This window comes from Amycolatopsis magusensis (assembly GCF_017875555.1).
In the GTDB taxonomy this organism is placed as follows: Bacteria; Actinomycetota; Actinomycetes; order Mycobacteriales; family Pseudonocardiaceae; genus Amycolatopsis; species Amycolatopsis magusensis.
Genome location: NZ_JAGGMS010000001.1, coordinates 6,151,432 through 6,176,610, shown reverse-complemented (window position 1 = coordinate 6,176,610; position 25,179 = coordinate 6,151,432). Strand labels below are relative to the sequence as shown.

Annotated in this window: 20 protein-coding genes; 10 read left to right on the top strand and 10 right to left on the bottom strand. The window is 70.3% G+C overall.

Features of this window, described 5'->3' with window-relative positions; all coding sequences use genetic code 11:
• Nucleotides 1-7: 7 nt before the first annotated feature.
• Together JOM49_RS27440 and JOM49_RS27435 are read right to left on the bottom strand one after the other, a co-directional pair.
• Nucleotides 8-2,683, bottom strand: coding sequence for a beta-N-acetylglucosaminidase domain-containing protein (locus JOM49_RS27440; protein WP_209667092.1), 2,676 nt, complete (start codon nucleotides 2,681-2,683; stop codon nucleotides 8-10).
• The gene (locus tag JOM49_RS27435) at nucleotides 2,680-5,814 is read right to left on the bottom strand and encodes a GH92 family glycosyl hydrolase (protein WP_209667091.1); all 3,135 of its coding nucleotides are present in this window, start codon (nucleotides 5,812-5,814) and stop codon (nucleotides 2,680-2,682) included. Before JOM49_RS27435 ends, JOM49_RS27440 begins: the two co-directional genes overlap by 4 nt.
• Before the next feature lie 139 nt (nucleotides 5,815-5,953).
• Between JOM49_RS27435 and JOM49_RS27430 the strand changes: the two genes are divergently transcribed.
• Nucleotides 5,954-7,375: an amidase gene (locus JOM49_RS27430; RefSeq protein WP_209667090.1), complete on the top strand. Its 1,422-nt coding sequence runs from the start codon at nucleotides 5,954-5,956 to the stop codon at nucleotides 7,373-7,375.
• A 1-nt stretch (nucleotide 7,376) separates the two neighbouring features.
• Here JOM49_RS27430 and JOM49_RS27425 read toward each other — a convergent pair whose 3' ends face one another.
• Nucleotides 7,377-8,432, bottom strand: a complete 1,056-nt coding sequence (locus JOM49_RS27425; RefSeq protein ID WP_209667089.1) for an aldo/keto reductase — start codon at nucleotides 8,430-8,432, stop codon at nucleotides 7,377-7,379.
• Nucleotides 8,433-8,549: 117 nt separating this feature from the next.
• Between JOM49_RS27425 and JOM49_RS27420 the strand changes: the two genes are divergently transcribed.
• Nucleotides 8,550-9,401 carry a helix-turn-helix domain-containing protein gene (locus JOM49_RS27420; protein WP_209667088.1) on the top strand — a complete coding sequence of 284 codons (852 nt, stop codon included), beginning with the start codon at nucleotides 8,550-8,552 and terminating at the stop codon, nucleotides 9,399-9,401.
• Here JOM49_RS27420 and JOM49_RS27415 read toward each other — a convergent pair.
• From JOM49_RS27415 to JOM49_RS27405, 3 genes are read right to left on the bottom strand one after another with little or no spacing between them, the layout of a single operon-like run.
• Entirely contained in the window at nucleotides 9,369-10,598 is a 1,230-nt protein-coding gene (locus JOM49_RS27415; protein WP_209667087.1) for an epoxide hydrolase family protein, read from the bottom strand. The two genes, JOM49_RS27420 and JOM49_RS27415, sit on opposite strands and share 33 nt — an antisense overlap.
• The gene (locus JOM49_RS27410) at nucleotides 10,595-11,086 is read right to left on the bottom strand and encodes a hypothetical protein (protein ID WP_209667086.1); all 492 of its coding nucleotides are present in this window, start codon (nucleotides 11,084-11,086) and stop codon (nucleotides 10,595-10,597) included. Before JOM49_RS27410 ends, JOM49_RS27415 begins: the two co-directional genes overlap by 4 nt.
• Nucleotides 11,087-11,142: 56 nt before the next feature.
• The gene (locus JOM49_RS27405) at nucleotides 11,143-11,727 is read right to left on the bottom strand and encodes a TIGR03086 family metal-binding protein (RefSeq protein WP_209667085.1); all 585 of its coding nucleotides are present in this window, start codon (nucleotides 11,725-11,727) and stop codon (nucleotides 11,143-11,145) included.
• Between JOM49_RS27405 and JOM49_RS27400 the strand changes: the two genes are divergently transcribed.
• The 4 genes from JOM49_RS27400 (at nucleotide 11,707) to JOM49_RS27385 (ending at nucleotide 14,073) form a co-directional block, all read left to right on the top strand.
• A complete protein-coding gene (locus JOM49_RS27400; RefSeq protein WP_308158893.1) occupies nucleotides 11,707-12,351 on the top strand; it encodes a PM0498 family protein in 645 nt (214 codons plus the stop codon). The genes JOM49_RS27405 and JOM49_RS27400 overlap by 21 nt on opposite strands.
• Nucleotides 12,352-12,550: 199 nt before the next feature.
• Nucleotides 12,551-12,961 carry a VOC family protein gene (locus JOM49_RS27395; protein ID WP_209667084.1) on the top strand — a complete coding sequence of 137 codons (411 nt, stop codon included), beginning with the start codon at nucleotides 12,551-12,553 and terminating at the stop codon, nucleotides 12,959-12,961.
• Nucleotides 12,962-12,990: 29 nt separating this feature from the next.
• A complete protein-coding gene (locus JOM49_RS27390) occupies nucleotides 12,991-13,779 on the top strand; it encodes a VOC family protein (RefSeq protein WP_209667083.1) in 789 nt (262 codons plus the stop codon).
• A 66-nt stretch (nucleotides 13,780-13,845) separates the two neighbouring features.
• Complete coding sequence (locus JOM49_RS27385) at nucleotides 13,846-14,073, top strand: hypothetical protein (RefSeq protein ID WP_209667082.1); 228 nt, start codon at nucleotides 13,846-13,848, stop codon at nucleotides 14,071-14,073.
• 123 nt (nucleotides 14,074-14,196) lie between these two features.
• Here the strand turns inward: JOM49_RS27385 and JOM49_RS27380 are convergent, their stop codons facing one another.
• Nucleotides 14,197-14,841 carry a TetR/AcrR family transcriptional regulator gene (locus JOM49_RS27380; protein WP_209667081.1) on the bottom strand — a complete coding sequence of 215 codons (645 nt, stop codon included), beginning with the start codon at nucleotides 14,839-14,841 and terminating at the stop codon, nucleotides 14,197-14,199.
• A 174-nt stretch (nucleotides 14,842-15,015) separates the two neighbouring features.
• Here JOM49_RS27380 and JOM49_RS27375 point away from each other — a divergent pair, with 174 nt between their 5' ends.
• A complete protein-coding gene (locus JOM49_RS27375; protein ID WP_209667080.1) occupies nucleotides 15,016-16,266 on the top strand; it encodes a YncE family protein in 1,251 nt (416 codons plus the stop codon).
• A gap of 11 nt (nucleotides 16,267-16,277) precedes the next feature.
• Here JOM49_RS27375 and JOM49_RS27370 read toward each other — a convergent pair whose 3' ends face one another.
• Nucleotides 16,278-17,420 carry a coiled-coil domain-containing protein gene (locus JOM49_RS27370; RefSeq protein ID WP_209667079.1) on the bottom strand — a complete coding sequence of 381 codons (1,143 nt, stop codon included), beginning with the start codon at nucleotides 17,418-17,420 and terminating at the stop codon, nucleotides 16,278-16,280.
• Nucleotides 17,421-17,622: 202 nt separating this feature from the next.
• Here JOM49_RS27370 and JOM49_RS27365 point away from each other — a divergent pair, with 202 nt between their 5' ends.
• A complete protein-coding gene (locus JOM49_RS27365) occupies nucleotides 17,623-17,922 on the top strand; it encodes a hypothetical protein (protein WP_209667078.1) in 300 nt (99 codons plus the stop codon).
• On the opposite strand, the gene JOM49_RS44190 is transcribed toward JOM49_RS27365, so the two are convergent.
• Nucleotides 17,912-18,520, bottom strand: a complete 609-nt coding sequence (locus JOM49_RS44190) for a tetratricopeptide repeat protein (RefSeq protein WP_209667077.1) — start codon at nucleotides 18,518-18,520, stop codon at nucleotides 17,912-17,914. The two genes, JOM49_RS27365 and JOM49_RS44190, sit on opposite strands and share 11 nt — an antisense overlap.
• 167 nt (nucleotides 18,521-18,687) lie before the next feature.
• Between JOM49_RS44190 and JOM49_RS27355 the strand changes: the two genes are divergently transcribed.
• A complete protein-coding gene (locus JOM49_RS27355) occupies nucleotides 18,688-19,563 on the top strand; it encodes an SDR family oxidoreductase (protein ID WP_209667076.1) in 876 nt (291 codons plus the stop codon).
• A gap of 342 nt (nucleotides 19,564-19,905) precedes the next feature.
• On the top strand, nucleotides 19,906-21,303 hold the full coding sequence (locus tag JOM49_RS27350; protein ID WP_209667075.1) for a S28 family serine protease: 1,398 nt from the start codon (nucleotides 19,906-19,908) through the stop codon (nucleotides 21,301-21,303).
• 155 nt (nucleotides 21,304-21,458) lie between these two features.
• On the opposite strand, the gene JOM49_RS27345 is transcribed toward JOM49_RS27350, so the two are convergent.
• On the bottom strand, nucleotides 21,459-25,124 hold the full coding sequence (locus tag JOM49_RS27345; protein WP_209667074.1) for an nSTAND1 domain-containing NTPase: 3,666 nt from the start codon (nucleotides 25,122-25,124) through the stop codon (nucleotides 21,459-21,461).
• Nucleotides 25,125-25,179 lie beyond the last annotated feature (55 nt).

Here is a 25,179-nt window from a genome sequence, read left to right as displayed (position 1 = left end):
CCCGGCGCTACGCCGGGGAACGCGACGGGAGTTTCACCGCCCACCGGACCGCGGTGTCGAACAGGTGCAGTGCGGCGGGCGTGACCACGTCGGGGTCCAGGCCGTCGTCGCCGAGGAACAGGCCGACGCGGGCAGCCGGCGCGGTCGTGCCGAGCATCGGCGTGCCGGTCGGATAGCCGAACAACGTCGCCAGCGCCGGGTCGTCCGGCATGGTGGCGGCGCGTTCCGCACTGTCCGGCACCACTCCCCAGCGCACCCGGTTCGGTCCTTTGTAGACGACCTGCTCCCCGGTGAGCCCGCCGGCCAGCGGACCGGCTGCTTCGGTCATCCGCACCCGGTCGACGCGCCAGGTCTCCCCGACCGCACCGGCCATGCCCAGGTCGTCGAAGGCGAAGGACTCCCAGGTCAGCAGCGGCACCGGGGTCTCGCGGAACTTCGTGCCGAGGTCACTGGAGGCGATCGTCGACGGCGCCACGATCAGCGCCTTGCCCGTGGCGTCCGCTTCGGTGGCGGCGGCCGCGGGCACCGCGACCACCGGGAACCCGAGGTACTCCAGGCGTTCCCGGACGGACTCGTCGGCCGCCGGTTGCTCGGTTCCGGTGAGCAGCAGCGCGGGTGGCGGATCCCCCACGGTCATCCGGACCGGCGCCGAAGTCACCACCTCGCCGTTGGCCGCGACGGCTCGCGCGGTCAGCACGTGGCGCCCCGGCGGTGGTGACCAGTCCAGTTCGTAGGGCGCGGTCGCGTCCTGGCCGATTTCCGTGCCGCCGCTGCGGAATTCGACCCGGGCGATCGGGGTCTCCCCCGCCCGCACCGAGGCGGAAAGCCCGTCACCCGCCTCCAGGGTGACCACCTGGCTCGCGGCCGTGGCCCGCTCCAGGAACGGGCGCACCACCCCAGCGGCCACTTGTTCGTAGACCTCGCTCGCCGTGGTCGCGGCGCGGCCGGCGAGCACCCGTTGCCGCCAGGCGGTCGTGTCGTCACCGCGGAGTTCGGCGCGCAGCCCCTCGGTCAGCGCCTGCCCGGCGACGCCGTACCAGCGCAGTTTGGTCAGCCACGGCCCGGCTTGGTCGACGAAGGCGGGATCGTTCATGCCTTCCCGCAGTTGCCCGGCCGCACCGGCCATCCCAGCGAACCGATCGGCCAGCGCCGCCCCGGCCGCGCCGCCCGGATCGGCCCAGAAGGCGTCGATCAGCGAAGCCAGCTCGGGTGCTTCGACCGGATCCAGCGGTGAGGACCGGGCGGCGTCGGCGAAGATCCGCAGCGCGCCGGTGGCTGTGCCGCCCAGGTGCCCGATCGCCCACTGCCACGACTTCGACGGCTGGTACGCGGCGGGATGCCAGCTGTAGTCGGCGGAGGTGAGCAGCGCGAGGGCCGACGGCCGTGCCTGCGGCATCGGGTTCGCGGTCAGCCCGGCGATCCCGTGGTCCGGGAGGTCCGCCGCCCGGCCGGTGAGCGGGCCGAGGAACAGCTTGCGGGGCTCGTAGTCGTTGACCGGGTAGTTGTCCCAGACGAGCAGTTCGTGGCGGAAGACCGCGCCGGCCTTGGCCGCGTCCGCCCCGGTGATGGTGGCGGGCACCGTGCTCGCACCCGTCCAGTAGATCAGCACCTCCGGCGCCACCAGTTCGCCGAATCGGTGCTGGTAGACCGATCCGCTGACGCCGGTGTACTCGGTCGGCACGGTGATCAGGCGCCCGGCGCCCGGCCGCAGGTCCAGGAAGGCGCGCTGGAACTCGCCGAGCAGGTGTGCTTGCGCGGCGGCCAGCGGCGAGGGGTCGCCGCCGAACCGGAGTTCGTCCTCCGGGCAGTGCAGCCCGCCGCCGATGTCGTCGAAGAACACCGCGAAGTCGCGGACGCCGAGCTGCCACAGCGCGTCGGCCTTGCGGGTGAGCGCTTCGAGCTCGGCGGGCGCGGAGTGGCAGATGTCCAGGCCGGGCGAGACCGCGAAGACGAACCGGACGTGCCGGTCGCGCGCGTGCCCGGCGACCCGGCCCAGTTCGGCCAGCTGGTCCGGCGGGTACGGCTCACGCCACCGTTCCCGGTGGTAGGGGTCGTCCTTGGGGGCGTAGACGTAGGTGTTCAGCTTGACCGTCGCCGCCAGATCGAGGTACGCCAGCCGGTCGGCGGTGGTCCACGCCGGGCCGTAGAACGCCTCGACGAGACCGCGCCACGGCATCGACGGCCAGTCCCGCACCTGGACCGCGGGCAACCGGGTACGACCGCCCGCGGTGCTCGGCAACTGCCGCAGGGTGGCCGCCGCGCGATAGGAACCCGTTCCGTCCACACCGGACAGCACCACGGTGTTCCGCCCGGACGCCAGTACGTAGCCCTCCGCGGGCAGGCCCTCCGGGCCGTCGATCCCGAGCCACCGCAAGGCTTCACCGGCTTCGGGGTTCTCCTGTGGCGTGCCCAGCCAGATCGTCAGGGGCGCCGGGCGATCGCGGCGGATCTCGCGCACGCCCCAGTCCCGCAGGATGGATTCGACCTCGGCCACCGTCGCCGAATCCGCCGTGGCGCCGATGTTCAGCGAAACCACCGGCGGCACGGTGATCGGGTCGCCCTGGACCACCAAGGATTGCGGCACCGGGAAGATCGACGGCACCGGTGTCGCGCTCGCGAGCGGCGCCGGTGCCAGCCCGAAAGCCAGTACCAGCGCGACGACCAGCCGCAGTGCCCGGGTCATCCGCCCACTCCGATCGCGAACACGTGCAGGTCCCGGTCTGCGACGTCGGCGGGCAGCGTCACGCTCGCCACCGTCTTGGCCGGGTCCAGCGCGGCTGAGGTGGAGAAGAGGTACGTGCGGGTGTGGTCGGGTCCCGCCGGGTAGTTGCGGTACGGCATGTCCGCGGCGACCCGGTTGCCCGGCAGGGCGGGCACGCTGCCGCCCTTGAGCGTCCAGTCCGACAACGCGAGCGTGAACGTGCCGGTGGAACCGTCGGTGTAGGTGACCGAACCGGTCCCCTGGCCGTGACCGCCGAGGGCGGACCCGAGAAAGCCCAGCGTCGGCGCGCCCGGCTGTGCGCCGGGCAGTGGGATCGTCTGCCCGTGGGCCACGACGTTGTCGGGCTCTCCGGGAGCGGCGGCGGGCCAGCGGAACGGCACCCCGTCCCGGACCACCTCGGCACCGGGTGTGAAGCCCGACTCCGCCAGCAGTTGTGCCGAATAGCTGCCGCCGTAGTCGTTGAGATCGGCTTGTTCCGGCCGGTCGTCGGCACTGACGCCGAGGCTGTCGGCCACCCGGAGCAGGCTGTCCGGTGGCGCGACGACCAGCCGAGCGGTCGGTGCGGGCCACTGCTTCCCGTCTGCTGTGGACAGATGCAGCGTCGCTCGTCGATAGCCTTCGGCCGCGCCATCGGCGGCCTGGACCGACAACGGCACGTCGACCCGGCCACCGGCGGGAATGGTGACCGTGCCCGACGAGGGCGTGACTGTGAGGTCCGCGAACGGGTCTAGCGCCCAGTTCACCGTGACCGGCTGATCGGTGAACCCCTGCAAGCGCAGGTGCGTGCCCGATATCGCGCCGGTCACCGGTGCCTGGCCTTCGGAGAAGCTGGGCAGCCCGGGGCTTGCCCAGTCCCGCCGTGGGGTGTCGCCGAGCCGAAGGTCCAGCACGCCACCGGTTTCGACGAAGTCCGGCTCGAGGTAGGCGCGGTCGTGCGCACGGCCGTTGACCGTCACCTCGCGGAGGTAACCGGCGTCCGGCGCCCGCGGCGCGCGGATCACCAACTCTTGCCCGGAACCGCGCTGCAGCACGGCTTTCGGGAACAGTGGCGTGGTCAGCGCCAGCTCGGCGCGGCCGGGGATGGCCGGGAACAGGCCGAGCGCGGTCCACACGTACCACGCCGACATCGCCCCGAGGTCGTCGTTGCCGTGCAACCCGTCCGGCTGCGCGGAGAACAGCTCGCGCTGCGCCCGGCGCACGACCTCCTGCGTCCGCCAAGGCGCTCCCGCCGCGTGATAGACCCACGGCGTGACGAGGTTCGGCTCGTTGCCGAGGAAGGCGTGACGTGAGCGCGAACCCTCGTTGAGCTTGGCGAAGTGGTCGTCGAGCCGGGCGACCACCGCCTCCGGGCCGCCCGCCGCCGTGACCAGGCCGTCCAGGTTGTACGGCACCATCCAGGCGTACTGGGCCTGGCTGCCCTCCACCCAGCCGGTCATCCGGGACCGACCGCGTACGGGCAGCAGCGATCCGTCGGCCAGCCGGGGCGCGACCGAACCGGTCCCCGGATCGAGCAGGTGCTGCCAGTTCTGGGCGCGGCGGGTGAACTCCGCGGCCGTCCCCCGGTCGCCCAGTTCGGCGGCGAACTGGGCGATGCTGAAGTCGGAAGTGGTGTACTCCAGCGTCATCCCGGCCGCGCCACTCCGGTCGATCAGGCCGATCGGCAGGTATCCGTGGTCCAGGTAGTGGCGCAGGCCTTCCCTGGGCACGTACCCGGTGGCCGGATCGCCCGGCACGGTGGCCCCGCGGACCATGGCCGCCAGCGCGGCGGTGGTGTCGAAGTCCCGGGCACCGAAGGCGAGCGCGCCCGCGAGGATCGGGCTGGACGGGTCACCGGCCATCACGCTGGTGTGCCGGTTGGCGAAGGAGATCCGCGGCAGCCATCCGCTCTGTTGGGCCGCGTCGACCAGCGACTGCGCCATGTCCGACGCCCGCCGCGGGTCGAGCAGGGCGACCAGCTGCATGTGCGTGCGGTAGGTGTCCCAGCCGGAGAAGTTGGCGTACTGCAGCCTGCCCGGACGCACGTGGTGCACCCGGTCGTCGAAGCCGCGGTACCGGCCGTCGGCGTCGCTGAACACGGTCGGGCCGAGCATGACGTGGTAGAGCGCGGTGTAGAAGGTGCGAAGGTCCTCCTCACGGCCGCCCGCCACCCGGATCCGGCCGAGTTCAGTGCGCCAGGCCCGGTGTGCCGCGGCGGCGACCTGGTCGTGGGACAGGGTTTCGAGGTTGGTCATCGCGCCCTCGGCGTCGGTGAACGAGATCCCGGCGGTGGCTTCCACCCGGGATTCGTCGAAGGTGACCCAGCCACCGGATTCCTGGCCGTCGGCGGATCGCCCGCCCGGCGTCAGCGCGTCGGCCGACCAGGTGCCGTGGGCGCGGAACGGGCGGCTGAAGCGGTAGGCGAAGTACAGCGTGTAGGTCGCGGGAGCGCCGCAGAACTCGCCGCTGGTGACCTGGCCGACCAGCGTGTCGTCGCCGAGGATGCGCACGCTCGCGGCACTCGCGCCGTTGGCGCTGCCGCCCGCGTCGACCAGCAGCGTGGCGTCCGCACCGGCGGGGAAGGTGAACGCTCCGGCACCGCCGCGCAGCGCGGCCGCCAGGCGAACCTCGATCCCGGACTCCAGCCGGACCGAGTAGGTGCCGGGTGCGGCTCGCTCGTCGTCGTGGCGGAAACCGCTGTGGTAGCGGGCGGGGTCGGTGGCCGGGGACACCGCGGGCGGTTCTGGCACCGGCATGATCGGTGCGTCGCCGTACATCGGGCAGCCCGCGCCGGATTCGTGCGTGAGACCGAACCCGGTGATTTCGGTGTCTTCGTAGGAGTAACCCCCTGGTGGGGCGCTCGGGGTGGCCGGGCTCCACTGCGTCATGCCGTGGGGCAGGGTCGCGCCGGGATAGGTGTTGCCGTTGCCCCAGCCGTCGCCCATCTTGGCGTTGAGCTCCGGATCGCCGGGCGCGGTCCCGGTCAGCGGATTGACGTACGTGGTGGGATCGAAGGTGTCCGTGCTGTTCACGGTGTTCCCGCCGGCCGCGGGAACACCGGCGCACAGCAGCGACAGGACGAGGACGCCCATGCCAGACCGGCGGAGGAACACCATGACGCGGTCACCTGCCCATCGGTCGGTGAAAGCACCCTCGCTGCCGACATCGTGGGCTCGGCGGAAGCAGCCGGTCAAGGGACACGGGTGGACAATCGCCCACCGCGCACTGGTGCTCGCCCTGTTCTCAGTGCTCCTGGTGGCCCCGCCGGCAGCCGCGGCACCCCCGCACACGCTGACCCTGGCCCAGTTGCACCACGCACTGGCCAACCATCGCCTGAGCTGCACGGACATCATCCGGTCGGCGCTGGAGCGCATCGCCGCGTTCGACCGGACCGGCCCCACGTTGCACGCGATGATCACCGTCAACCCGGACGCCATGGCCGAAGCCCGCGACAAGGATGCCCATCGGGGCGCGGCACTGCCACCGGCGCACTGCGTTCCCGTGGTGCTCAAGGACAACATCGACACCGCGGAGTTGCCGACGACCGGTGGCTCGCCGCTGTTCGTCGACTGGGTGCCGCGCGAGGACGCGACGGTGACCGCCCGGCTGCGGCAGGCCGGGGCGATCATCCTGGGCAAGGGCAACCTCGACGACTTCGCCGCCGCGGTGTACGGCGTGAGTTCGCTCGAGGGCGCGATGCGCAATCCGTACGCCACCGAGCGCACAGTCGGCGGTTCGAGCGGCGGCCCGGCCACCGCGGTCTCGGCCGGTTACGTCCCGCTGGCCTTCGGTACCGACACCGGCGGCTCGCTGCGCATCCCCGCCGCGTTCACCAGCGTGGTGACCGTGCGGCCGACAGTCGGCCTGGTGTCGAGGGCGGGCACCATGCCTCGGGCGCTGACCCAGGACACCCCGGGCCCGCTGGGCCGCACGGTCGCCGACGTGGCGACCGGCCTGCAGCTGGTCGCCGGGGTCCTGCCCGAGCGGGGTTACGCCTGGCACGCCCGCCACGGGTCCCTGCACGGCAAGCGCATCGGCATCGTCCGGAGTGGACTGTCGTTGTTCGGCGAGGACGATCCGGGCGTGCTGGCCCTGCTCGACCGCGCGGCCGCCGACCTGCGCAGGCTCGGGGCCGCGGTGGTCTTCCTGCCCGCACCGGACCGCGACCTGCTCGGCGGGTCCTCGGTGATCACCTTCGAGGCGAACCGGGACATGACCGGCTACCTGCGTGCCGCCGGGCCTGACGTGCCGGTGCGCTCGTTCGCCGAACTGCACGCCTCCGGCGCCTACACCCCCTACGCCAAGGAAGCCTTCGACCGGGAGATCGAAGTCGGCCCGGACGGCCTCGAATCCAATGTGGACTACCAGCAAGCGTTACGGAACCGCGATTCGCTGCGCGAGCAGACGCTGGACGTGATGGCGCACGAACGGCTCGACGCGATCGGGTACGCCTCGGCGATGCGACCGCCGGAGCCGATCGGTGTCGAGCAGGGCGGGGTGTTCACCAGGTGGAGCGAGAACACCGGCTTCCCGGCCATCGGCGTTCCGATGGGCTACACCCGGTCCCTGCCCGCGAGCCTGGAACTGCTCGGCAGGCCGTTCGCCGAACCGCTCCTGTTCGAACTGGCCGGAGCCTACGAGCGCCACACCCGCCACCGGGTGGACCCGCCCCTGTGAGTCAGCGGCGGGCTTCGATCTTCAGGCCACCGGTGGTCACCGCGCGGATGTGGTCACTGGCGAGCATGTCGTGCGGGTAGCCGAGCTCGATCGCGCTGGCCTCGTCCAGGCGGTTCAGTTGGGCGGCGGTGAAGTCGATCTCCAGTGCGCCCAGATTGCCCTCCAGTTGCGCGGGGGTGCGGGCGCCGATGATCGGGGTTGTCACGCCCGGGTTCTGCAGCGTCCAGGCCAGTCCGACCTGGGCGGGGGTGCGGCCCAGCTCGGCGGCGACCTCCGTCACCACATCGGCGATGGCGAGATTGCGTTCGGTGACCGTGCCCAGGGCGCGATTGAAGCTCTTGCGGGTGCCGTCGTCCTTCGTCGAGGTCAGGTCGTCGCGGGTGTACTTGCCGGTGAGCACCCCGCCGGCCAGCGGTGAGTACGGGACCACCCCCAGCCCCAGCTCGCGGGCCATGGGGATCAGGTCGCGTTCCCCGGTGCGCTCGATCAGGCTGTACTCGATCTGCAGCGCCACCAGCGGCGACCAGCCCCGCAGGTCGGCGATCGCCTGCATGCGCGACACCTGCCAGGCCGGGGCGTTGCAGATCGCCACGTACAGGACCTTGCCCTGCCGGACCAGGTCGTCCATACCGCGCAGGATCTCCTCGACTGGGGTCGTGAAGTCCCAGACGTGCAGGTAGAGCAGGTCGAGGTAGTCGGTGCCGAGCCGGCGCAGGCTCGCTTCCACCGAGGTGAACAGGCTCTTGCGGTGGCTGCCCCCGGAGTTCGGGTCGCCGGGCCGCCGCTGCGTCGTGTACTTCGTCGCCAGCACCAGGCTCTCGCGCTTGTCGCGGGCGAATTCGCCCAGCAGGCGCTCGGAACTGCCGTCGGTGTAGGTGTTGGCGGTGTCGATGAAGTTGCCGCCGCGCTCGACGTAGTGGTCGAACAGCTTGCGGGCCTCGTCCTGCTCGGCTCCCCAGCCCCACTCGGTGCCGAAGGTCGCCGCGCCCAGCGCCAGCGGTGACACCCGCAGCCCGGAGCGGCCCAGCAGCCGGTAGGTGTCGAGGGTGAGCGACATCGTGTCCTCCTGTGCTCGTGATCATGTGCCGAGCACCAGGCTGGTCCCGCCGCGAGCCGGGGGTAAGGGACGGAGGTTCCTGGGAAGGCCAGTCCCACCCTCGCTGTTGCACCGGACATGACGACCCACACCGTGGAGCTGGCCGCGTTCCTGCGAACCCGGCGTGAACGACTGGATCCGGACGATCTCGGCCTGCCGTCGCGTCGGCAGGCCCGGCGGACCCCGGGACTGCGCCGCGAAGAGGTCGCCGAACTGGCCGGGGTCAGCGTCGACTACATCGTGCGGCTGGAACAGGGTCGCGGGCTGCGGCCTTCAGCGGAGGTGGTGGAGGCGCTGGCCCAGGCGCTGCGCCTCTCCCCCGTCGAACGCTCCTACCTGTTCAACCTGACCCGGCAGCGCCCCCGCAATCCCGACAAACCCGCCACCACCGCGCCACCGCCCCTGGCCCGGCTGGTCGATGACCTGTCGCCGCTGCCGGCCATGCTGGTGAACCACCGGTACGACCTCCTGGCCTGGAACCGTGAGCTGACGAAGCTGCTGGTGGACTTCGACACCCTGCCCCCGTCGCAGCGCAACGCGATGTGGCTGTGCCTGTTGCACCCGGAGATCCGCGAGTACTACGTCGACCGGGAACGCGTCGTGCGGGAAGGGATCGCCCACCTGCGCGCCGCGTGGTCGGCGTACCCGGAGGATCGGGTGCTGACCGACCTCATCGCCGAGTTCACCACCGGCGACGAGGACTTCGCGCGCCTGTGGGCCGAGCGGGACATCCAGGTCAACGGCCGCGGGCACAAGGTCCTGCGACACCCCGGCGCCGGCGTGCTCGCGGTGGATTTCGAAGTGCTCACGCCCCTCGAAGACCCGGACCAGCGCCTGGTGATCTTCCGCCCCGCGGACGCCGAGAGCCAGTCGGCCCTGGACCGCTTGTGTGCCGGTTCAGGGCCTGCGTCCGCGGAAGGTGCGGCGTAGGTCGCCCACCCAGGCGTCGGGGTTCTCCCAGGGGATGAAGTGGCCGCCGTGCTCGTGGGCGTTGACGTTGACGTGGTTGAACCACTCGGCCTGCGGGCCGGTGGTGAACGCCCGGACGCGCTCTTCGGTGGTGTGGATGCCGGGCGGGTTCTCGTAGGCGACGAAGGTGAGGCCGACCGGGGCCTGCACGACCGGTGTGCGGTCGTGGGCCGGCGTCCACGGGTAGCGGTTGGCGTTGGCGTAGTAGCACATCGAGGTGGCGATGGAGTTGTTCACCCAGTAGATCGTGGCGTGGGTGAGCAGGTCGTCCCTGGTGAAGACGGACTCGAGGTCGCCGCCGTTGTCGCTCCAGGCGTTCCAGCGCTCCAGCAGCCAGGCGAGCAGTCCGGCGGGTGAGTCGCTCAGGCCGTGGGCCAGGGTGGCGCCGTCGAGCAGGTGCACGGCGAGGTGGGAGGCCGAGCGGCGGTCCAGCTCCATGGTGCGGGCGCGGACTTCGGCGGGCTGGTCGTCGGTGAGGGGCCGGTTGCGGGCGAAGTCCCAGGCGCGGGGACCGGTGAAGAAGTCGAGCGGCAGCCCGGAGCCGATGTGGATGCCGTAGAGCTCGTCGGCGTACTTGTGGCCGAGCTGGCTGGAGACGATCCCGCCGATGTCGCAGCCCCCGGCGGCGTACTTCTCGTACCCCAGTGTCTCGGTCATCAGGGTGTGCCAGAGGTCGGCGACCTTCCAGAAGTTGACGTCCGGGAAGCCGGTGAGCGGACCGGGGAACCCGAAGCCGGGCAGGGACGGCACGATGACGTCGAACGCGTCCGCGGGGTCACCACCGAACGCGCCCGGGTCGGCGAGCGGATCGATCACCTTCGACCAGTGCCAGAACGTCCACGGCCAGCCATGGGTCAGGATCAGCGGAATCGGCCGGGGACCGCGCCCGGGCTTGCGCAGGAAGTGCACCGGCACACCCGCGACGCTCACCTGGTAGTGCTCGTAGGCGTTGATGGCGGCCTCGGCCTTGCGCCAGTCGTAACCGTCGCGCCAGTAGCCGGCCAGCTCACGAAGGTAGCTGGCCGGAACGCCGTAGCCCCAGTCCTCATTCCCCTCGTCCCACGGCGGACGAGTCCGGGTGAGACGGACGTTGAGGTCCTCGAGGACCTCTTCGGACACCTGGATCGGCGTGGGCTCAAGGGCGCGCTGGGTGATCATGACTTAGTTTCTACCGCCCGCTGAGCCTCCAACTCCGCCAGCAGGTCTTCGACCTCCTCCGCGGAGTACAGGCCGACGGACGGCTGGGGGTCATTCGGCCCGATGATCACCTCGGTGTTGATCGCCTCGCCCGCGGTGGTGACGAAGGTGAGACCGGAAACGGTGACCCCGCGCCATTTGCGGGAACGCAGTTCGAAACCGGCGATCTCGTTCCAGGCGAAGTAGCGGGTCTTGGTCATCGACCGCCATCGCAGCCCGGCGGGCCCGCGGGAGAGCCCGGCCACGCTCAAGCGAAACGCCGATAGCGTGAACGCCACCAGTAACAACGCGATGAACAGGTCGAACCCGTTCATGCCGTGCACCACCAGGTAGTAGACGCGGATCCCCAGCATCGCCAAGCCGGACAGCCCGACGAACACCGGGACGGCCGTCCGGAACCGTGCCCACGGCAGGTGCGAGGTGACCGGTCTCCAACTCTCCTTCGACATCCGATGACCCTAGCCCGCCGGGAAGTTCGCCGGAACTGTTTTCAGTGCCACGCGGGCTACGGTTGACGGCCCAGGTAGGCGGCCAGCCGGGTGTAGGGGGCGGCGTCTTCGGACACCTGCACGACCGGCCCGAATGGCCCCTGCTCACCGCGCTCGTCAGGGGGCGCGAACTCCACGAACGCTTGGAGCGCCTCGACAGCGAGCGCGGGCTCAAGGTCGGCGAGCCGCCCGGTGGCGTGCGCGAGGTCCCAGGAGTGCACAGTGAACTCATGGGTGTAGGCATCCAGAGCCACCCGGCCGGGCATGGTGCCCCATGGCAAGGTGACCATACGATCGAGCATCGCGTCGTCGGCCCACGCCCGTTCCACCTCGCCCCGTGCCTCGGCGAACGCGCCACCCCAAGCATCGTCGGCGATGTCTCTGACCACATCGGGAAGCTCACGCGCATCACCGCCGACGCTGACGTGGACCAGCTTGTGCAGCACCGCGATCAAGTGCCCGAGCAACGCGCGAACGTCGTAATCGGCGCAGGGCGTGCGCTTACCCAGCTCATCGGGACGGGTCGCCGCGATCTGCCGCGCGGTCTGGTCCAGTGCCTGAGCAAAGGATCGACGCGGGTCGTGCACTGGCTGGGTCGTCATGCCGGTGACCCTACGAGCCCGCACCGACAGTTCGCGTCGACCCGCAAGTGCATCAGTAGCGCGGCACCGGGTGGCAAGATCGTTGATGTGTTGAACGTGCGGATCAACGACGAGGCGTATCGGGCGCTGGGATCGGCCGGTTTGTCGTCCGTGGCGCCATCCGAGCTGGCTGCCGGGTTACGGGAACTGCTCGCGTGGGGCCTCGACCAGCGCGGCGACGTGCTGGTCTTCGGCGGATACTCGGGGTGGGCCGGTGAGCCGCCCGGCCGGTACGAGGACCTCACCGGCTGGGAATGCGCGGTGACCAGTTTCCACCTCGAGGATCGGGTACCGGTGCACGTGGACCACGTCGACGCGGTACCGGTGATCTCCGAGCAGGATCAGCTGGTGCTGCTCGGGCAGGGGACGCGGTTCGCCATGGAAGTAGTGCGGCTGGCCAGGGCGCTGGCAGATCCGGTGCCGATCCGCTGCATCGTGTCCACCAACAACACCAACGGAACGTTTCGTCTTCATCGCGCGCGCACGGGCGAATCCTTGCTCATGTCTGATCTGGACACCTACACCGACGACAAGATCGTCACGGTGGACAGCGGCCCGTCCAATCTGGGCGGGACACCGTGGTGACTGGCCCCGCGCGACCGCGCGGTACCGCGCATCCACCGTTCAGCACCTTGCGGAGCGCCCGAAGCCAGGCTTGAGAATCTTCACGGACCATCTCTGAGCAGACGTGGCCTCCCCACGAGAACGTCCTTCCTCCGGGGCAACCCGAACCGATCAGGAATCAAGAAGCGCGGTCCCGGTGAGCGGATTTAGGTTGACGGGCATGGCAATCACCATTCACCACGCGTTCCTCCCGCACACCGACGCCGAAGCCGCGCTCGGCTTCTACCGGGACGCCCTCGGTTTCGAGGTGCGCAAGGACGTCGGCTACGAGGGCCTGCGCTGGATCACCGTCGGCCCGCCCGGTCAGCCGGGCACGTCGATCGTGTTGCACCCGCCTGCCGTCGATCCCGGCATCAGCGAGGACGAGCGCCGCACCATCCTGGAACTCATCGCCAAGGGCACCTACACCGCGATCACGCTGGCCACCGACGACCTCGACGGCCTTTTCGAACGCCTCGAAGCCACCGGCGCGGACGTCGTCCAGGAACCCGCCGACCAGGACTACGGAGTCCGCGACTGCGCGTTCCGCGACCCCGCGGGCAACCTCATCCGCATCAACCAGCTCGCCTGAAACCCACCACACACACAAGGAAAGCCCGCATGGCACTCTCAATCGACCTGATCACCATCGGGGTACCGGACCCGGAGGCAGCACGAGGTTTCTACACCTCCGCGCTCGCCGGTGACGACCAGACCGCCGACCTGGACCTGCACGGCACCGGAAAGCTGGCCCTCCACCAGACCGGCACCCTCGCCGGTGAAGCCGGGACGGATCCGGTGACGTCCGGATTCCGCGGCTGTGTCCTGTCCGTCATCGTCAAGCAGCCCGATGAAGTCGAGTTCCTCCTCGACGCCGCCACCGCCCACGGCGCGACGGTCGTCAAACCGGCGAAGAAGCAACTCTTCGGCGAGTTCACCGCCGTGTACCGGGCACCGGACGGCACGGTGTGGAAGCTGGCTGCGGCCACCAAGAAGAACACCGCTCCCGTCACCTCACCGATCACGCCCGTCGAGACCGCCGTCTACCTCGGGGTCGCCAAACCCAGCGCGGCCAAGGCGTTCTACCAGGCGCTGGGCATGACCACCGACCGCGACTACGGTGACAAGTTCATCGACTTCACCATCGCCCCCGGTGTCAGCCGACTCGGCCTGCTCCCCCGCAAGGCCCTCGCCAAGGACGCCGGCGTCGACGAGCGCGGCAACGGCTTTTCCGGCGTTGTCCTGGCCCACACCGCTGCCTCCCGGCAGGACCTCGACGCCCTGCTCAAAACCGCGGATGCCGCAGGGGGCCGGATCACCGCTCCCGTGACCCAGAACGACCGCGGTGACCACATCGGACACTTCGCCGACCCCGACGGCCACCACTGGAGGATCACCGCCCCCGCATGAGCACACCACGCCATCACCGACCGAACCCGCGCCCGCTAGAGCGCCGGGGTTGCTGAGGAGTCCACTTTGACCTGGAACAAGAAAGTCCGGCAGATCCACCGCTGGCTGGCTGTCGCCTTCACGGTGACGGTCATCGCCGCCACCGTCGCGCTGGTACAGGAGGAGCCTGCCGTCTGGGTGTCCTACCTGCCACTGCTTCCGCTCGCCCTGCTCATGTTCACCGGCCTGCACCTGTTCGCACTGCCCTACTCCGGCAGGTGGCGTCGCCGACGAGGTACGGCTCACCAGAAGTGACCCCGAGCTGGTCCTTTCAGGACAGTCGTGAGCCGCGCGCAGCGTCCGCTTCCGGTGGGATAGCCGACTCGAAGCCCTCGTACGTGGAGGTACCCGCGTACGAGGGCTGATCCGTGAGCCGGTTCAGGAAGTGATCCGGTAGCGCCCCAGGAGGAACTGGAGGAGTTCGTCGGCGATCTCCTCCAAGGAGGCGTCGACCCAGCCGATGACCCAGTCGTGCATGAGGCCGTTGACGGCGCCGATGAAGGCCGCGGCGGCGATCCTGTGATCACCGGGTGGGAGCTCGCCGCGCTGGACGGCGTCGTCGCCCATGGTGCGGAGGAAGTCGATCCAGCCGGCGCGGCGTTCCAGGCGCTGCAGGTCCATGCGGGGGCTGACGCCGATGATCTCCACATAGGCGATCCGCGCGTGCCGCCGATCGGCGGCCGCGCCTTTGACGTAGGCGTGGAGCAATCGGGGGATCCGCTCGGCCAGCGGGAGGTCCCGTACCTCGGGCAGGATTTCGTTGACGGCTTGCTGTGCCACGTCGTTGACCATCAGGTGCAGTTCGGCGAGCAGGTCCTCGAGGCTGTGGAACTCCTCGTAGAACTGACGGCTCGACAGCCCCGCTTCCTTGCACAACGCGGCCAGGCGCGTCCCCCGATAGCCCAGCTCCCCGCCGAACAGCTCCAGGCCCGCCTCGAGGAACCGAGCGCGCCGCTCCGCCTGCCGCTGAGCCGCGTCCTTGCCGCCGTACCGCCCCTCCGCCGGGGTTGATCTGCCCGCCACCACGCCTCCGATCAGTGCTGGGGCATTTTCCCCCATCCGGGGTTGTGGCCGCCGCTCCCGGCTCCTACTATCCAGTAGCTAGTCTGAACTCAACCAGTTTCGGAGTTCGGCCTGAGCTGTCGCAGAGCCCACGAGATCTTGCCACGACGCACCTCTCACCCCTGTGGAGCTGTCATGCCCATCCTGCCCCGCATCGCCAGGCGCCGACGTCTGCTCGCCATCGGCGCCGCGGCCGCGGTCCTGGCGACCGGCGCCTCGATTCCCGCCCACGCCGCTCCGGCCCTGCAGGAGGTGATGTTCGTCGGCAACAACTGGGAGGGGACCGCGACCGTCATCAAGGCTCGGGGCGACTTCGCCAGGATCGGCCGGCTCAACGTCATCCCCGACAAGGACAAGCGGCTCCAGGAGATCTACCTCGACCCGATCAAGCTGCTGTTCTTCCTCGGCATCCGGGAGACCGCGGGCGAGGGCCACGACCAGTTCGTCGACGACATGTACGCCACGCCCGACGGCACCGCCCTGGTCGCCTCGCGGCCCAGCTTCGCCGATGTCGTCTCCATCGACCTGGCCACCGGGCAGCTCAAATGGCGCTTCCCCGTCTCCGGGTTCCGCTCCGACCACATGGCCGTCTCGCCCGACGGCACCCGCGTCGCGGTGTCGGCCTCGACGTCGAACACCGTCCACGTCCTCGACATCAACACCGGCCAGGAACTCGGGAAGTTCGCCACGGGCGACAAGCCGCACGAGAACATCTTCTCCAAGGACGGCAAGCGCATCTGGAACATGTCGATCGGCGAGGTCAACAACGACTTCGACGCCCCGTGGCAGGACTTCCTCAAGGGCGATCGCAAGGTCACCATCGCCGACACGTCCACCTTCAAGGTGGTCAAGACCATCGACATGCGCCCTCGCCTCGACGCCGCCGGGCGCAAGGACCTGTCGGACGCCGTCCGCCCGGCCGCCCTCACCCCGGACGAGTCCAAGCTGTACTTCCAGGTCTCCTTCTTCAACGGCCTGGCCGAGTACGACGTCGCCACCGACCAGGTCACCCGGGTGAAGACCCTCCCCGAGAACCCCGACACCAGCGACGACCGCACCACCTACGTCAACGACTCCCGCCATCACGGCCTGTCCATGAGCCCCGACGGCAGCAAGCTGTGCGTCGCCGGGACCATGGATGACTACGCCACCATCGTCAACCGCGCGACGCTGCAGGAGGGCCCGCTCGTCCCCGCCGCCAAGCCGTACTGGGCGACCGTCAGCGGCGACGGCACCGCCTGCGTCATCTCCGAAAGCGACGCCGACCAGGTCACCGCCATCGACTTCGCCACCGGGAAGAAGATCATCTCCGTCCCGGTCGGCGATCACCCCCAACGCGTCCGCCTCGCCCACATCCCCGCCGACTGGACCTCCCCGACCGCCTGACCCCAGTGCCGCTACCCGAGGGGCCCGGGCGTGGACCTTCCTCGTAGCGCGGCCGCGAGTTCGGCACGGATGTCCCGGCCCGTAGCCGGGTCGGTCGCGGCGACGTCGGTGGCTACTTCGAACAGCGCGGCGTAGTCGCGGGCGAGGGTGCGGGCGGCGGCCGTGGCGCGTTCGTGTTCGGCGAGCCGGGCGGTCTGCTGCTCGATCGTGCGCCGTTGTTCGGTGTCGCGGACGCGGGCCTGCTCGAGGTCGGTGGTGAGCCGGGCGAGCGCTGTGGTGTGGTCGGCGCGGAGCCGGTCGGTTTCCTCGTGGTGGCGCCGGGTGAGCTGCTCACGGTCAGCGGTGTGCCGGCGTTCGGCCTCGGCCAGTTCCTGGGCGTGGGCCTGCCGGACGTCGGTGAGCTGGTCGCGGTGCCGCAGCTCGAGTTCGTGTACCGCTTGGGTGTGGGCGGCGCGGTCGGTGTCGCGGGCGCGGCCGAGTTCGGCGTGTGCCTCGGTCAGGGACGCGTGCTGGGCCTCCAGCTGGTCGTGCCGGCCGGCCAGCTCGGCGTGCTGCTGGCGGAGTTCGGCGAGTTGTTCCGCCAGCCAACGGGCATCGCGCTCGGACTCGGCCTGAGCTACCTCGGCGCGGTGCTTGTCCGCCCGGGCGGACTCGGCGTCGCGGCCGGCGGCCGCAGCCTCGTTCTCGGCGGCGGTCCGGGCCGCGGCGTCGATGCGGGCCTGCCGTTCGGCGCGCTCACGTGCGGCATCGGCGTCAGCCGCACGCTCGGCCGCGTCCTGCTGAGCAGCCCGGGCCTCCGCCGCCGCGGTCTCCGCGGCGGCGATACGGGCGACCGCGCTGTCGTTGATGCCGGTAAGCCGCTCCAACAGGGCGGTCAGCTTCTCGGTCAGCGCCTCGGCCGCGGGCACGATGGTGGCCACCGCGTCGTCACGGATCTGCTCGAGTTCGGCCAAGGGCAACTCCGGGCCAACCGGCCGGCGGCGCAGCGCCTGGGCCTGCTGCTGGTGCGCCGGACCGCAGAACTTCTGCCGGTTCGACGCCGGGACGAACCGCCGGTCGCAGCCATCCAGCGCGCACTGACGGGTTCGCCGCTCCCCCGCCCCGCCACCGGTCGGGGCTCCTTCTTCGCCGTCTTCCCGCTCCCGGTCGTCCATGCCCGTCAACTTGATCGCTCCAGTCTAATCGTAACTTGTTAGAAATGAGTCTATCGCTAACTAGTTAGCGATACAACGGGCGCAGTCGAGTAGGGGTGATAATCGCTGTTATCAACCGCAGGCCACGCGCAGCCGAGATGTAAGCTGCTGCGATGGGTGGGCACCTCGCCGCGCATGACGCCGATGGCGCACTTACCTGCTCGTGAGCTTGTTGATGCCGAGTCGCCTAGCCACCCTGCAGTTCGATCACCGCGACGGTGACGCGCAGGACGAGAGCCAGCCCCCTGAAGCCGATCTCGTCGGCGAGTCAGGGTCGGGCGTCAATGGGCACACCGAGCCGGTGGAAGAGGGCTTGCGCCTGCTCACGGTGACCAGCGGCCAGCTCCGTGGTGCCCTGCGAGAGTGCGGCTCCCCAATGCGCCAGAGCCAGCTGGTAGGGATCATTGGCCGCTTCCAGAGCGGCGAGGTGTCGATCCAGTGCTGCGTGCGGCTCACCGAGTAGCCGCAGTGCGGTGCCCAGGTCGTTGAGCAGTCCGCCGGTCGAGCCGGGACTGCCCAACTCGTCGACCGGGCAGGGCCTGCGCGATCGCCGTGCGGGCCGCCTGCGGTTCGCCGTTCTCGGCGAAGGTGACCGCCAACTCGCCGAGTGTGTCGGCCTCCAGGGATCGCAACCCCAGCTTGCGGCAAAGTCGAAGAACCTCGCGGCAGTGACCGATGGCCTCCGGATACCGGCGCCTCCGGCGGCAGGCGAGCGCGAGTGTGCCGAGAGAATTGGCCGCGCCGTATTCGTCCTGCAAGTGCTCGTGCAGTTCGAGTGCTTCGCGGGCTTGACCTTCCGCGTCCGCGCTACGGCCAAGACGCTTGTTGATGATGCCGATCGTGGCTGCTTCGCCGCGGCGGTCTCCGGCCTGCCGCCACAGTGAAGTCGCTTGCCGGTAGTGGCGAATCGCCTCCTCCGGTCTACCGCTCACGGATAGACCGGTGGCCAGATTCGTGTGTGTCTCCACGCGAATGCGGGGGTGAGTGTCTTCTTCGAGTGCGGCGGCCTCGACTGCCGCGCCGACAGCGCAGGCGGTGGCCACGGTGGCCACGGTGGCCACCAGGTTGTGGTGCTCCTGTGCCAGCCAGCCGAACGCGGCCTTGTCGCGGATCGGCCGGCATCAGTACCGGCTTGCCCAGTCCCCGCCCGGTTCACCAGCGGTCACGAAGTGGCCTGGATCTGGGCTACGTTGCGCGGTGACCAGTACAGACGCGGGGAGTGGAAGTCATGACGATCTTGGTTACCGGTGCGACGGGGCTGGTCGGGAGGCACGTCGTCGACCGGCTTCTGCGGGCGGGCGAGTCGGTGCGGGTGCTCACCCGTAACCCTGCCAGGGGCGGTTTTCCCGACGGCGCCGAGGTCTTCACGGGCGACCTTCTCGAGCCCGGGTCGCTCGTGTCCGCGTTCGAGGGTGTGGGGAAGCTGTTCCTCTTCCCGCAGCCGGAAACTGCGGTCGAGGTGGTCGACCTGGCCGAACAGGCGGGTGTGCGGCGCGTCGTCGTACTCTCCGCCGCGGCCGTGACGCTCGGCTTCGACACCGGCTACCACGTCCGCGTCGAGCGCGCGGTCGAGGAGTCCGGGCTCGAGTGGTCGCACGTGCGGCCCGGCGAGTTCATGACGAACATGCTGCCGATCTGGGGTCCGATGATCAGGGAGTCGCGGACGGTGCGCTACCCGTTCGGCGACGATCTCGGCAGCGCCCCGATCCATGAGGCGGACATCGCGGACGTCGCCGTAGCGGCGCTACTGGAGGACAGGCACGTCGGCAACGCATACACGCTCAGCGGCCCCGAGCAGCTCTGCGTGCGTGGGCAGGTCGAGACCATCGCCGACGCGCTCGGTGAGGAGGTGCGCTACGAGGAGGTCTCCCGTGAGGAGGCACGCGACATCCTCACGGCGATGGGCGGCTTCGCCGCCGAGAGCGCCGACCTGCTGCTCGGGTTCGTCGACTACGACGGCAGCGAGGGCGGCAGTGACGACGGCTATTCCGACCAGGACTACTCGGAGCTGATGAAGCCGCTGCCCGGCTACGGGGAGGCCACCGGCAAGACCGGCCGCACTTATGCGCAGTGGGCGCGCGATCACGTGGAAGACTTCCGCTGACCGCGTGCCGCCCGCGTGCGCCGTCGCCTTTCCGCCTCGGCGGCGGGCAGCTCTCGCTGCCGGAACCGCGCGCTCGACCAAGCCGGGGCGACTGCTCGCCTTTGTTCGGGGTGTAGGTGAACCGCACGCGCTCGTCGTCGCGGCACGCCTGCGCGAGCAAGGTCAGCGCGACCGCCTCGAGCGCGCCGGGCCAGCGGCGTGGACGAGACCCCGGAGTAGTCATCGGTGTGATGATCGCCACTTCAGGCGTGGCCTAATCGAGGGGCGGGTGAGGCGGTTCCGACCAAACTCTTGTGGTCGTCACCGACTGGGGGGACGACGTGTGCGAGAAATGAGTCCGATTTGTTCACCAAGTTACGGAGAACCGCGGCCTTCGGCGCCGCGGCCGCGATCGTCGCGGGACTGTTCGGTCCGGTGGGTGCGGCGGGTGCCGCTCCACAGGACGACATCCTCGACCAGCTCAAGCGGATCCCGGGCCTGACGGTCCTTTCCGAAGGCACGCCACCCGCCCCGGAGCACCGCTATTTCGTGCTCGGCTACACGCAGCCCGTCGATCACCGGCAGCCGAACGGTGCCACCTTCCAGCAGCGGTTCAGCCTGGTGCACAAGTCGGTCGACCTGCCGATGATCCTGCACACCACCGGATACGGGCTCTACCCGACCCCGTTCCGCACCGAGACGACCCAGCTGGTCGGCGGCAACCAGATCTCGACCGAGCAGAGGTTCTTCCCGCCGTCCCGGCCGGAGCCGGTGAACTGGGACCAGCTCACCATCTGGCAGGCGGCGACCGATCACCACCGGCTGGTGAGCGCGCTCAAGCCGCTCTACGCCAAGAAGTGGATCTCCAGCGGGGCCAGCAAAGGTGGGATGACCTCGGTCTACCACAGCCGGTTCTACCCGGGTGATGTCGACGGCGTCGTCGCGTATGTGGCGCCGAACGACCGCGACAACGCCGAGGACAGCGCCTACGACCGGTTCTTCGAGTCCGTCGGCCCCGACGCCTGCCGCACCGCGCTCACCGACCTCCAGGTGGAGGCGTTCCAGCGAAGGCCGGAGATGGTCGCCCTGCTGACGCAGTACGCGGCGAAGTCCGGCTGGACCTACGACAGGATCGTCGGCAGCCTGGACCAGGCGTTCGAGAAGTCGGTGATGATGCTCGGCTGGGCGTTCTGGCAGTTCCTCGGCCAGACCGAGTGCGCGAAGGTGCCGTCCACCTCCGCCACCAGCGAGCAGATCTTCGAGTACATCAACAACACCGTCGCCTTCGGCTCGTTCAGCGACAACGACCTCGGTCAGATGACGCCGTACTACTTCCACGCGATGACCGAACTCGGCTGGCCCCAGCCGCAGTTCGCGCACGTGCGTCCCTATCTCAAGTACCCGGACTCGTCGTCGGTGTACTCCAACGTTCCGCCGGAGCTGCACCGGACGCACAACCCGGCTCCGATGCTCGACGTGGACCGGTGGGTGCGCACTTCCTCGCAGCGGATCATGTTCATCTACGGGGAGAACGACCCCTGGAGCGCCGAGCGGTTCACGCCGAGCCCGCACGACTCGCACCTCTACACCGCACCCGGTGCCCACCACGGGGCAAAAATCTCTCTTCTCGCCGCCGGTGACCGCCTCGCGGCGACCGACATCGTGCGCCGCTGGGCCGACGTCGGGTTCCAGACCGCCGGTGCGCCTCCGGTGATCAACCCGGCCGAGCTGGAGGTCGTCCGGACACCGCTTCCGTTCTGATCTTCCTGGCGCGGGGAGTCCTCGCGCTGGAACAAAGAGTTGGGTGACCGTTGGGCGTCATCAGCGCCCAACGGTCCCCAGTAAACGAGCGGTCGACAGACGCCGCCGCAACGCGGCCGTCGACGTTGCCACCCGTGCCGATCCGTTCGGGCCGGTCATTGTGTTGCGGCGTAACCAGTCGACGCCGTGCGCTGCGCCGCCAGTGCCCGGACCTGCGCTATCGGCGCGCACGGTTCACAGGTCCACAGTCGGGTCACGCCATCGGCGTGGGCGCTGACCAGTCGCTGCGCGTCCCGGCCGTAGGTGACCGACGGTGCCATCGGGCCGGTCCAGCGCACGACGATCGGGGCCTGGCCGTCCCCGACCGGCCAGAACCTGACCGTCTTGTCACTGCCCGTGCTGGCGACCCACCGGCCGTCCGGGCTGTAGGCCACGTCCCACACCATGCCCTGGTGACCGCGCAGGACGACCGGCGGTCCGGCAGCGTCCAGCGCCCACAACAACACGGTCCCGTCCTGCGCCCCGGCGACGATCCCGGTCCCGTCCCGGCTGAACTCGACGCTCCACCTGAGCTGCTCCCCCAGCACGTGCAGTTGCGCACCGGTGCCGATGTCCCAGACGCGCAGGGTGCCGTCGTCCGACGCACTCACCAGTCGCCCGCCGTCGGGGCTGAAAGCCGTGCGGCGCACGGAATGCCGGTGTCCCCGCAGCACCGTCGACCGGTGGGGTTCGTCGACCCGCCACAGGTGCACCGAACCCTCCGGCCCGGAACCCGACACCAGCAGGCCGTCCGGGCTCAGCGCCACCCCCAGCGCGTCGGCATTCGATGGCTGGGTGAGCAGCAGCCGGCCACTGCCGGTGTCCCAGACGCGGATGACCCGGTCCTCGGCGAGCGCGGCGGCCCGGCGGCCATCTGCGCTGACCGCGACCCCGAGCACGGTGGGCTGATCGCCCTGGAGCACAGTCGGTGGCGCGCCGGTCCCGGTTCGCCAGACCCGCACGGTGCCGTCGTAACCACCGCTGACCACGGTCGCCTCGTCCGGGGTCACGGCTGTGTCCATCGCCGGGCCCTGGTGCCCGGCGGGCAGGGCGAGCACTTCCCCGCCCGCGGGATCCCACAGGCGCACCGTGCCGTCGGCTCCGGCGCTGACCAGGCGGGTGCCGTCGGGGCTGAACCGCACCGCCGCCACCCCGCCCTCGTGCCCGCGCAGCACGAACGGTTCGGTTCGCGTGGTCACTTCCCACAGCCGGAGTGCGCCGTCGTTGCCACCGGTGACCACGGAACGGCCGTCCGGCCCGAACGCCACCGAGGTGAGTTCGCTGGTGTGGCTGTCGAACACCGCCGGTGGCCGCTCGCCGCCGAGGTGCCAGACCCGCAGCGAGCCGTCCCCGCCCGCACTGGCCAACCGGCCGCCGTCGGGGCTGAAGTCCAGCGCCTTGCCGTGGTGGGTGTGGCCGGTCAGCACCTCGGGCTCGCCCGGCGTCCCGACCGGCCAGACGCGGATCGCCCGGTCGTCCCCGCCCACCGCGAGCCGCTGCCCGCGCGGATCGAACGCCAGGCTCAGCACCCGGCCGGGCGCCGCGAGCACCCGCGGCTCGGCGGTGGCCGGGTCCCAGAGTCGGACGGTGCCGTCGTCCCCACCGGTGGCCAACTGGCCGGAGGGGCCGAACGCCACGGCGTTGACGTTGCCGCTGTGCCCCGGCAGCGTTCGCTGTCGGACACCCGAGCCGACTTCCCACAGTGTCGCCGCACCGCTCGCACCAACGGTGGCCAGCAGCCGATCATCGGGGCTGAAGTCGATTCCGGTGACCGGGCCGCCGGTCGCCAGGACTGTGGGCCGCTCCCCGAGTGTGTCCCCCGCCCGATCCCAGATCCGGACCGTGCCGTCGAGCCCGGCACTCGCCACCTTGGTGCCGCCGGCACTCACCGCGAGTCCGGAGAGGTGACCCTGGCCAGTGTCCAGCGCGGCGCGGCCACGGGAATCCGCCACCGCCTGGCGTAACACCGCCGCCGCCTCACCGGAGGGCGAGGCGTCGAAGGCCCGCACGGCCAGCGACAGCCCGAGTTCCGGCTGCCTGGCCAGTTCGGCGCGGGCGGTGGCCACCTGCTCCCGGTGCGAGGCCAGGTCGCGTTCGGTCACCACCCGGCCCGCCTGCACGGCGGCCAGCCCGGCCAGGAAGCTGACCGCCACCAGCGCGCAGCTCAGGCCCATGACCACCATGTTCCGGCGGCGCCGCGTGACCGCTTGCTCCCGGAGTGCACCAGCTCGGCCGGCCGTGAGGAACGCTCGCTCCTGGTCGTTGAGCGCGGTTTCGGGCCGGTTCTCCCACGCGGCCAGCCGGGCACCGCGGTAGAGCAGGCCGGGGTCCCGATCGTGGCTGTCCCAGTCCGCCGCGGCTTCGGTCAGCCGCCGGTGCAGGTGCAGCGCTTCCCGGTTCTCGGTCAGCCACTCGCGCAGCCGCGGCCACGACCTGATGAGGGCCTCGTGGGCGATCTCCACCGTGTCGCGGTCGAGCGTGAGCAGCCTCGCGCCCGCGAGGCGTTCCAGCACCAGCGCCAGATCCGCGTCCTCGCTGTCGAGTTCGGCGCGGGTGATCCGGCGTTTGGTGTCCGCGGTGCCCTCGCCCAGCGCGGTCAGCCGCAGGAACAGGTCGGCCGCGACCTGGCGCTGGCGGGGTTCGAAGGAGTGGTAGACCGCTTCCGCGGTCTGCCGCAAGGCACCGTCGATGCCACCTGCCGCCTGGAACCCGGCCAGGGAAAGGGAGTTCCCGCGCCGCCGCCGCCAGGTTTCGAGCAGCGCGTGGGAAAGCAGCGGCAGGACGCCGACCTCGCCGTCCGCGTGGGTGCACAGGGTCGCCAGCAAGGCCGATTCCACCGAGCAGTCCACGCGGGTCGCGGGTTTCGTGATCGCGTCGCGGAGGTCCTGGCCCGACATCGGGCCGACCACCACCTGGTGGTCCTGCAGCACCTCCACCAGGTCCGGGTACCGGCTGCAGTGACCGTAGAAGTCGGCCCGGATCCCCAGCACGATCCGCACCCGGCTGTTCTCCGCGGTCGCCGCGGTCACCAGCAGGTCGATGAACCGTGAGCGTTCCCGCTGGTCACCGCAGAGCGTGAAGACCTCCTCGAACTGGTCCACGATCAGGACCAGCTCGGCGTGGTCCGGCCGGCTGGTCAGCGCCTGCCGCACCAGCCGGTGCAGGCCACGCGAGTTCTCGGCGAGGTCGCCGGCCAGCATGGCCGGACCGCTCCCGAGCGGGGTGGCGAACTGGATCGCGCACTCCTCGATCGGGTGCTGCCCAGGCGTCATGGTGAGGACCACCGGCTCCTCGGCCCGGAGTTCCGGCAGCAAACCCGCGCGCAACAACGAAGTCTTCCCCGCGCCCGAGGCGCCGACCACGGCGACGAGGCGATTTTCCCGGAGCCGTTGACTCAGCTTCTTGAGCAGGCCCACTCTGCCGAAGAACAGATCGGCGTCATTTTCCTGAAAGGCGCTCAAGCCCACATAAGGCGCACGGACATCGGAGTCGACCTCCTCCGGTTCGGTCTGCCGGGCGAGTTCGACGGCGGCCGTGTGCCAGCGTTTCTCCCATTCATCGGAATTCCCGCCGCAAGCACGCACATAGGCCAGCGCGATGGCCAGGCTGGGCAGTTTCCGGCCACCGGCCGCCCCCGACAAAGCCGAGGCGGACACGTGGGCCCGCGCGCCGAGTTCCCGGTACGACGGTTTCCCGGCTTTTTCCCGCAGCCGCCGGAGATCACCGGCGAAACGCACGACTACGTCATCCTCGTCGCCCAGCGGGCGTTCGCCACGCGGCAACGCGCCACCCCCTCCCCCTGCGGGGATTGTGCACGGTCTGTTGTGCAGCGTCCAG

What these genes read in the sequence shown, in the direction of transcription:
- JOM49_RS27440 (WP_209667092.1), bottom strand. Translation starts at nt 2,683, where the DNA reads ATGACCCGGGCACTGCGGCTGGTCGTCGCGCTGGTACTGGCTTTCGGG.
- JOM49_RS27435 (WP_209667091.1), bottom strand. Translation starts at nt 5,814, where the DNA reads ATGGTGTTCCTCCGCCGGTCTGGCATGGGCGTCCTCGTCCTGTCGCTG.
- JOM49_RS27425 (WP_209667089.1), bottom strand. Translation starts at nt 8,432, where the DNA reads ATGTCGCTCACCCTCGACACCTACCGGCTGCTGGGCCGCTCCGGGCTG.
- JOM49_RS27420 (WP_209667088.1), top strand. Translation starts at nt 8,550, where the DNA reads ATGACGACCCACACCGTGGAGCTGGCCGCGTTCCTGCGAACCCGGCGT.
- JOM49_RS27415 (WP_209667087.1), bottom strand. Translation starts at nt 10,598, where the DNA reads ATGATCACCCAGCGCGCCCTTGAGCCCACGCCGATCCAGGTGTCCGAA.
- JOM49_RS27410 (WP_209667086.1), bottom strand. Translation starts at nt 11,086, where the DNA reads ATGTCGAAGGAGAGTTGGAGACCGGTCACCTCGCACCTGCCGTGGGCA.
- JOM49_RS27405 (WP_209667085.1), bottom strand. Translation starts at nt 11,727, where the DNA reads ATGACGACCCAGCCAGTGCACGACCCGCGTCGATCCTTTGCTCAGGCA.
- JOM49_RS27395 (WP_209667084.1), top strand. Translation starts at nt 12,551, where the DNA reads ATGGCAATCACCATTCACCACGCGTTCCTCCCGCACACCGACGCCGAA.
- JOM49_RS27390 (WP_209667083.1), top strand. Translation starts at nt 12,991, where the DNA reads ATGGCACTCTCAATCGACCTGATCACCATCGGGGTACCGGACCCGGAG.
- JOM49_RS27375 (WP_209667080.1), top strand. Translation starts at nt 15,016, where the DNA reads ATGCCCATCCTGCCCCGCATCGCCAGGCGCCGACGTCTGCTCGCCATC.
- JOM49_RS27370 (WP_209667079.1), bottom strand. Translation starts at nt 17,420, where the DNA reads ATGGACGACCGGGAGCGGGAAGACGGCGAAGAAGGAGCCCCGACCGGT.
- JOM49_RS27355 (WP_209667076.1), top strand. Translation starts at nt 18,688, where the DNA reads ATGACGATCTTGGTTACCGGTGCGACGGGGCTGGTCGGGAGGCACGTC.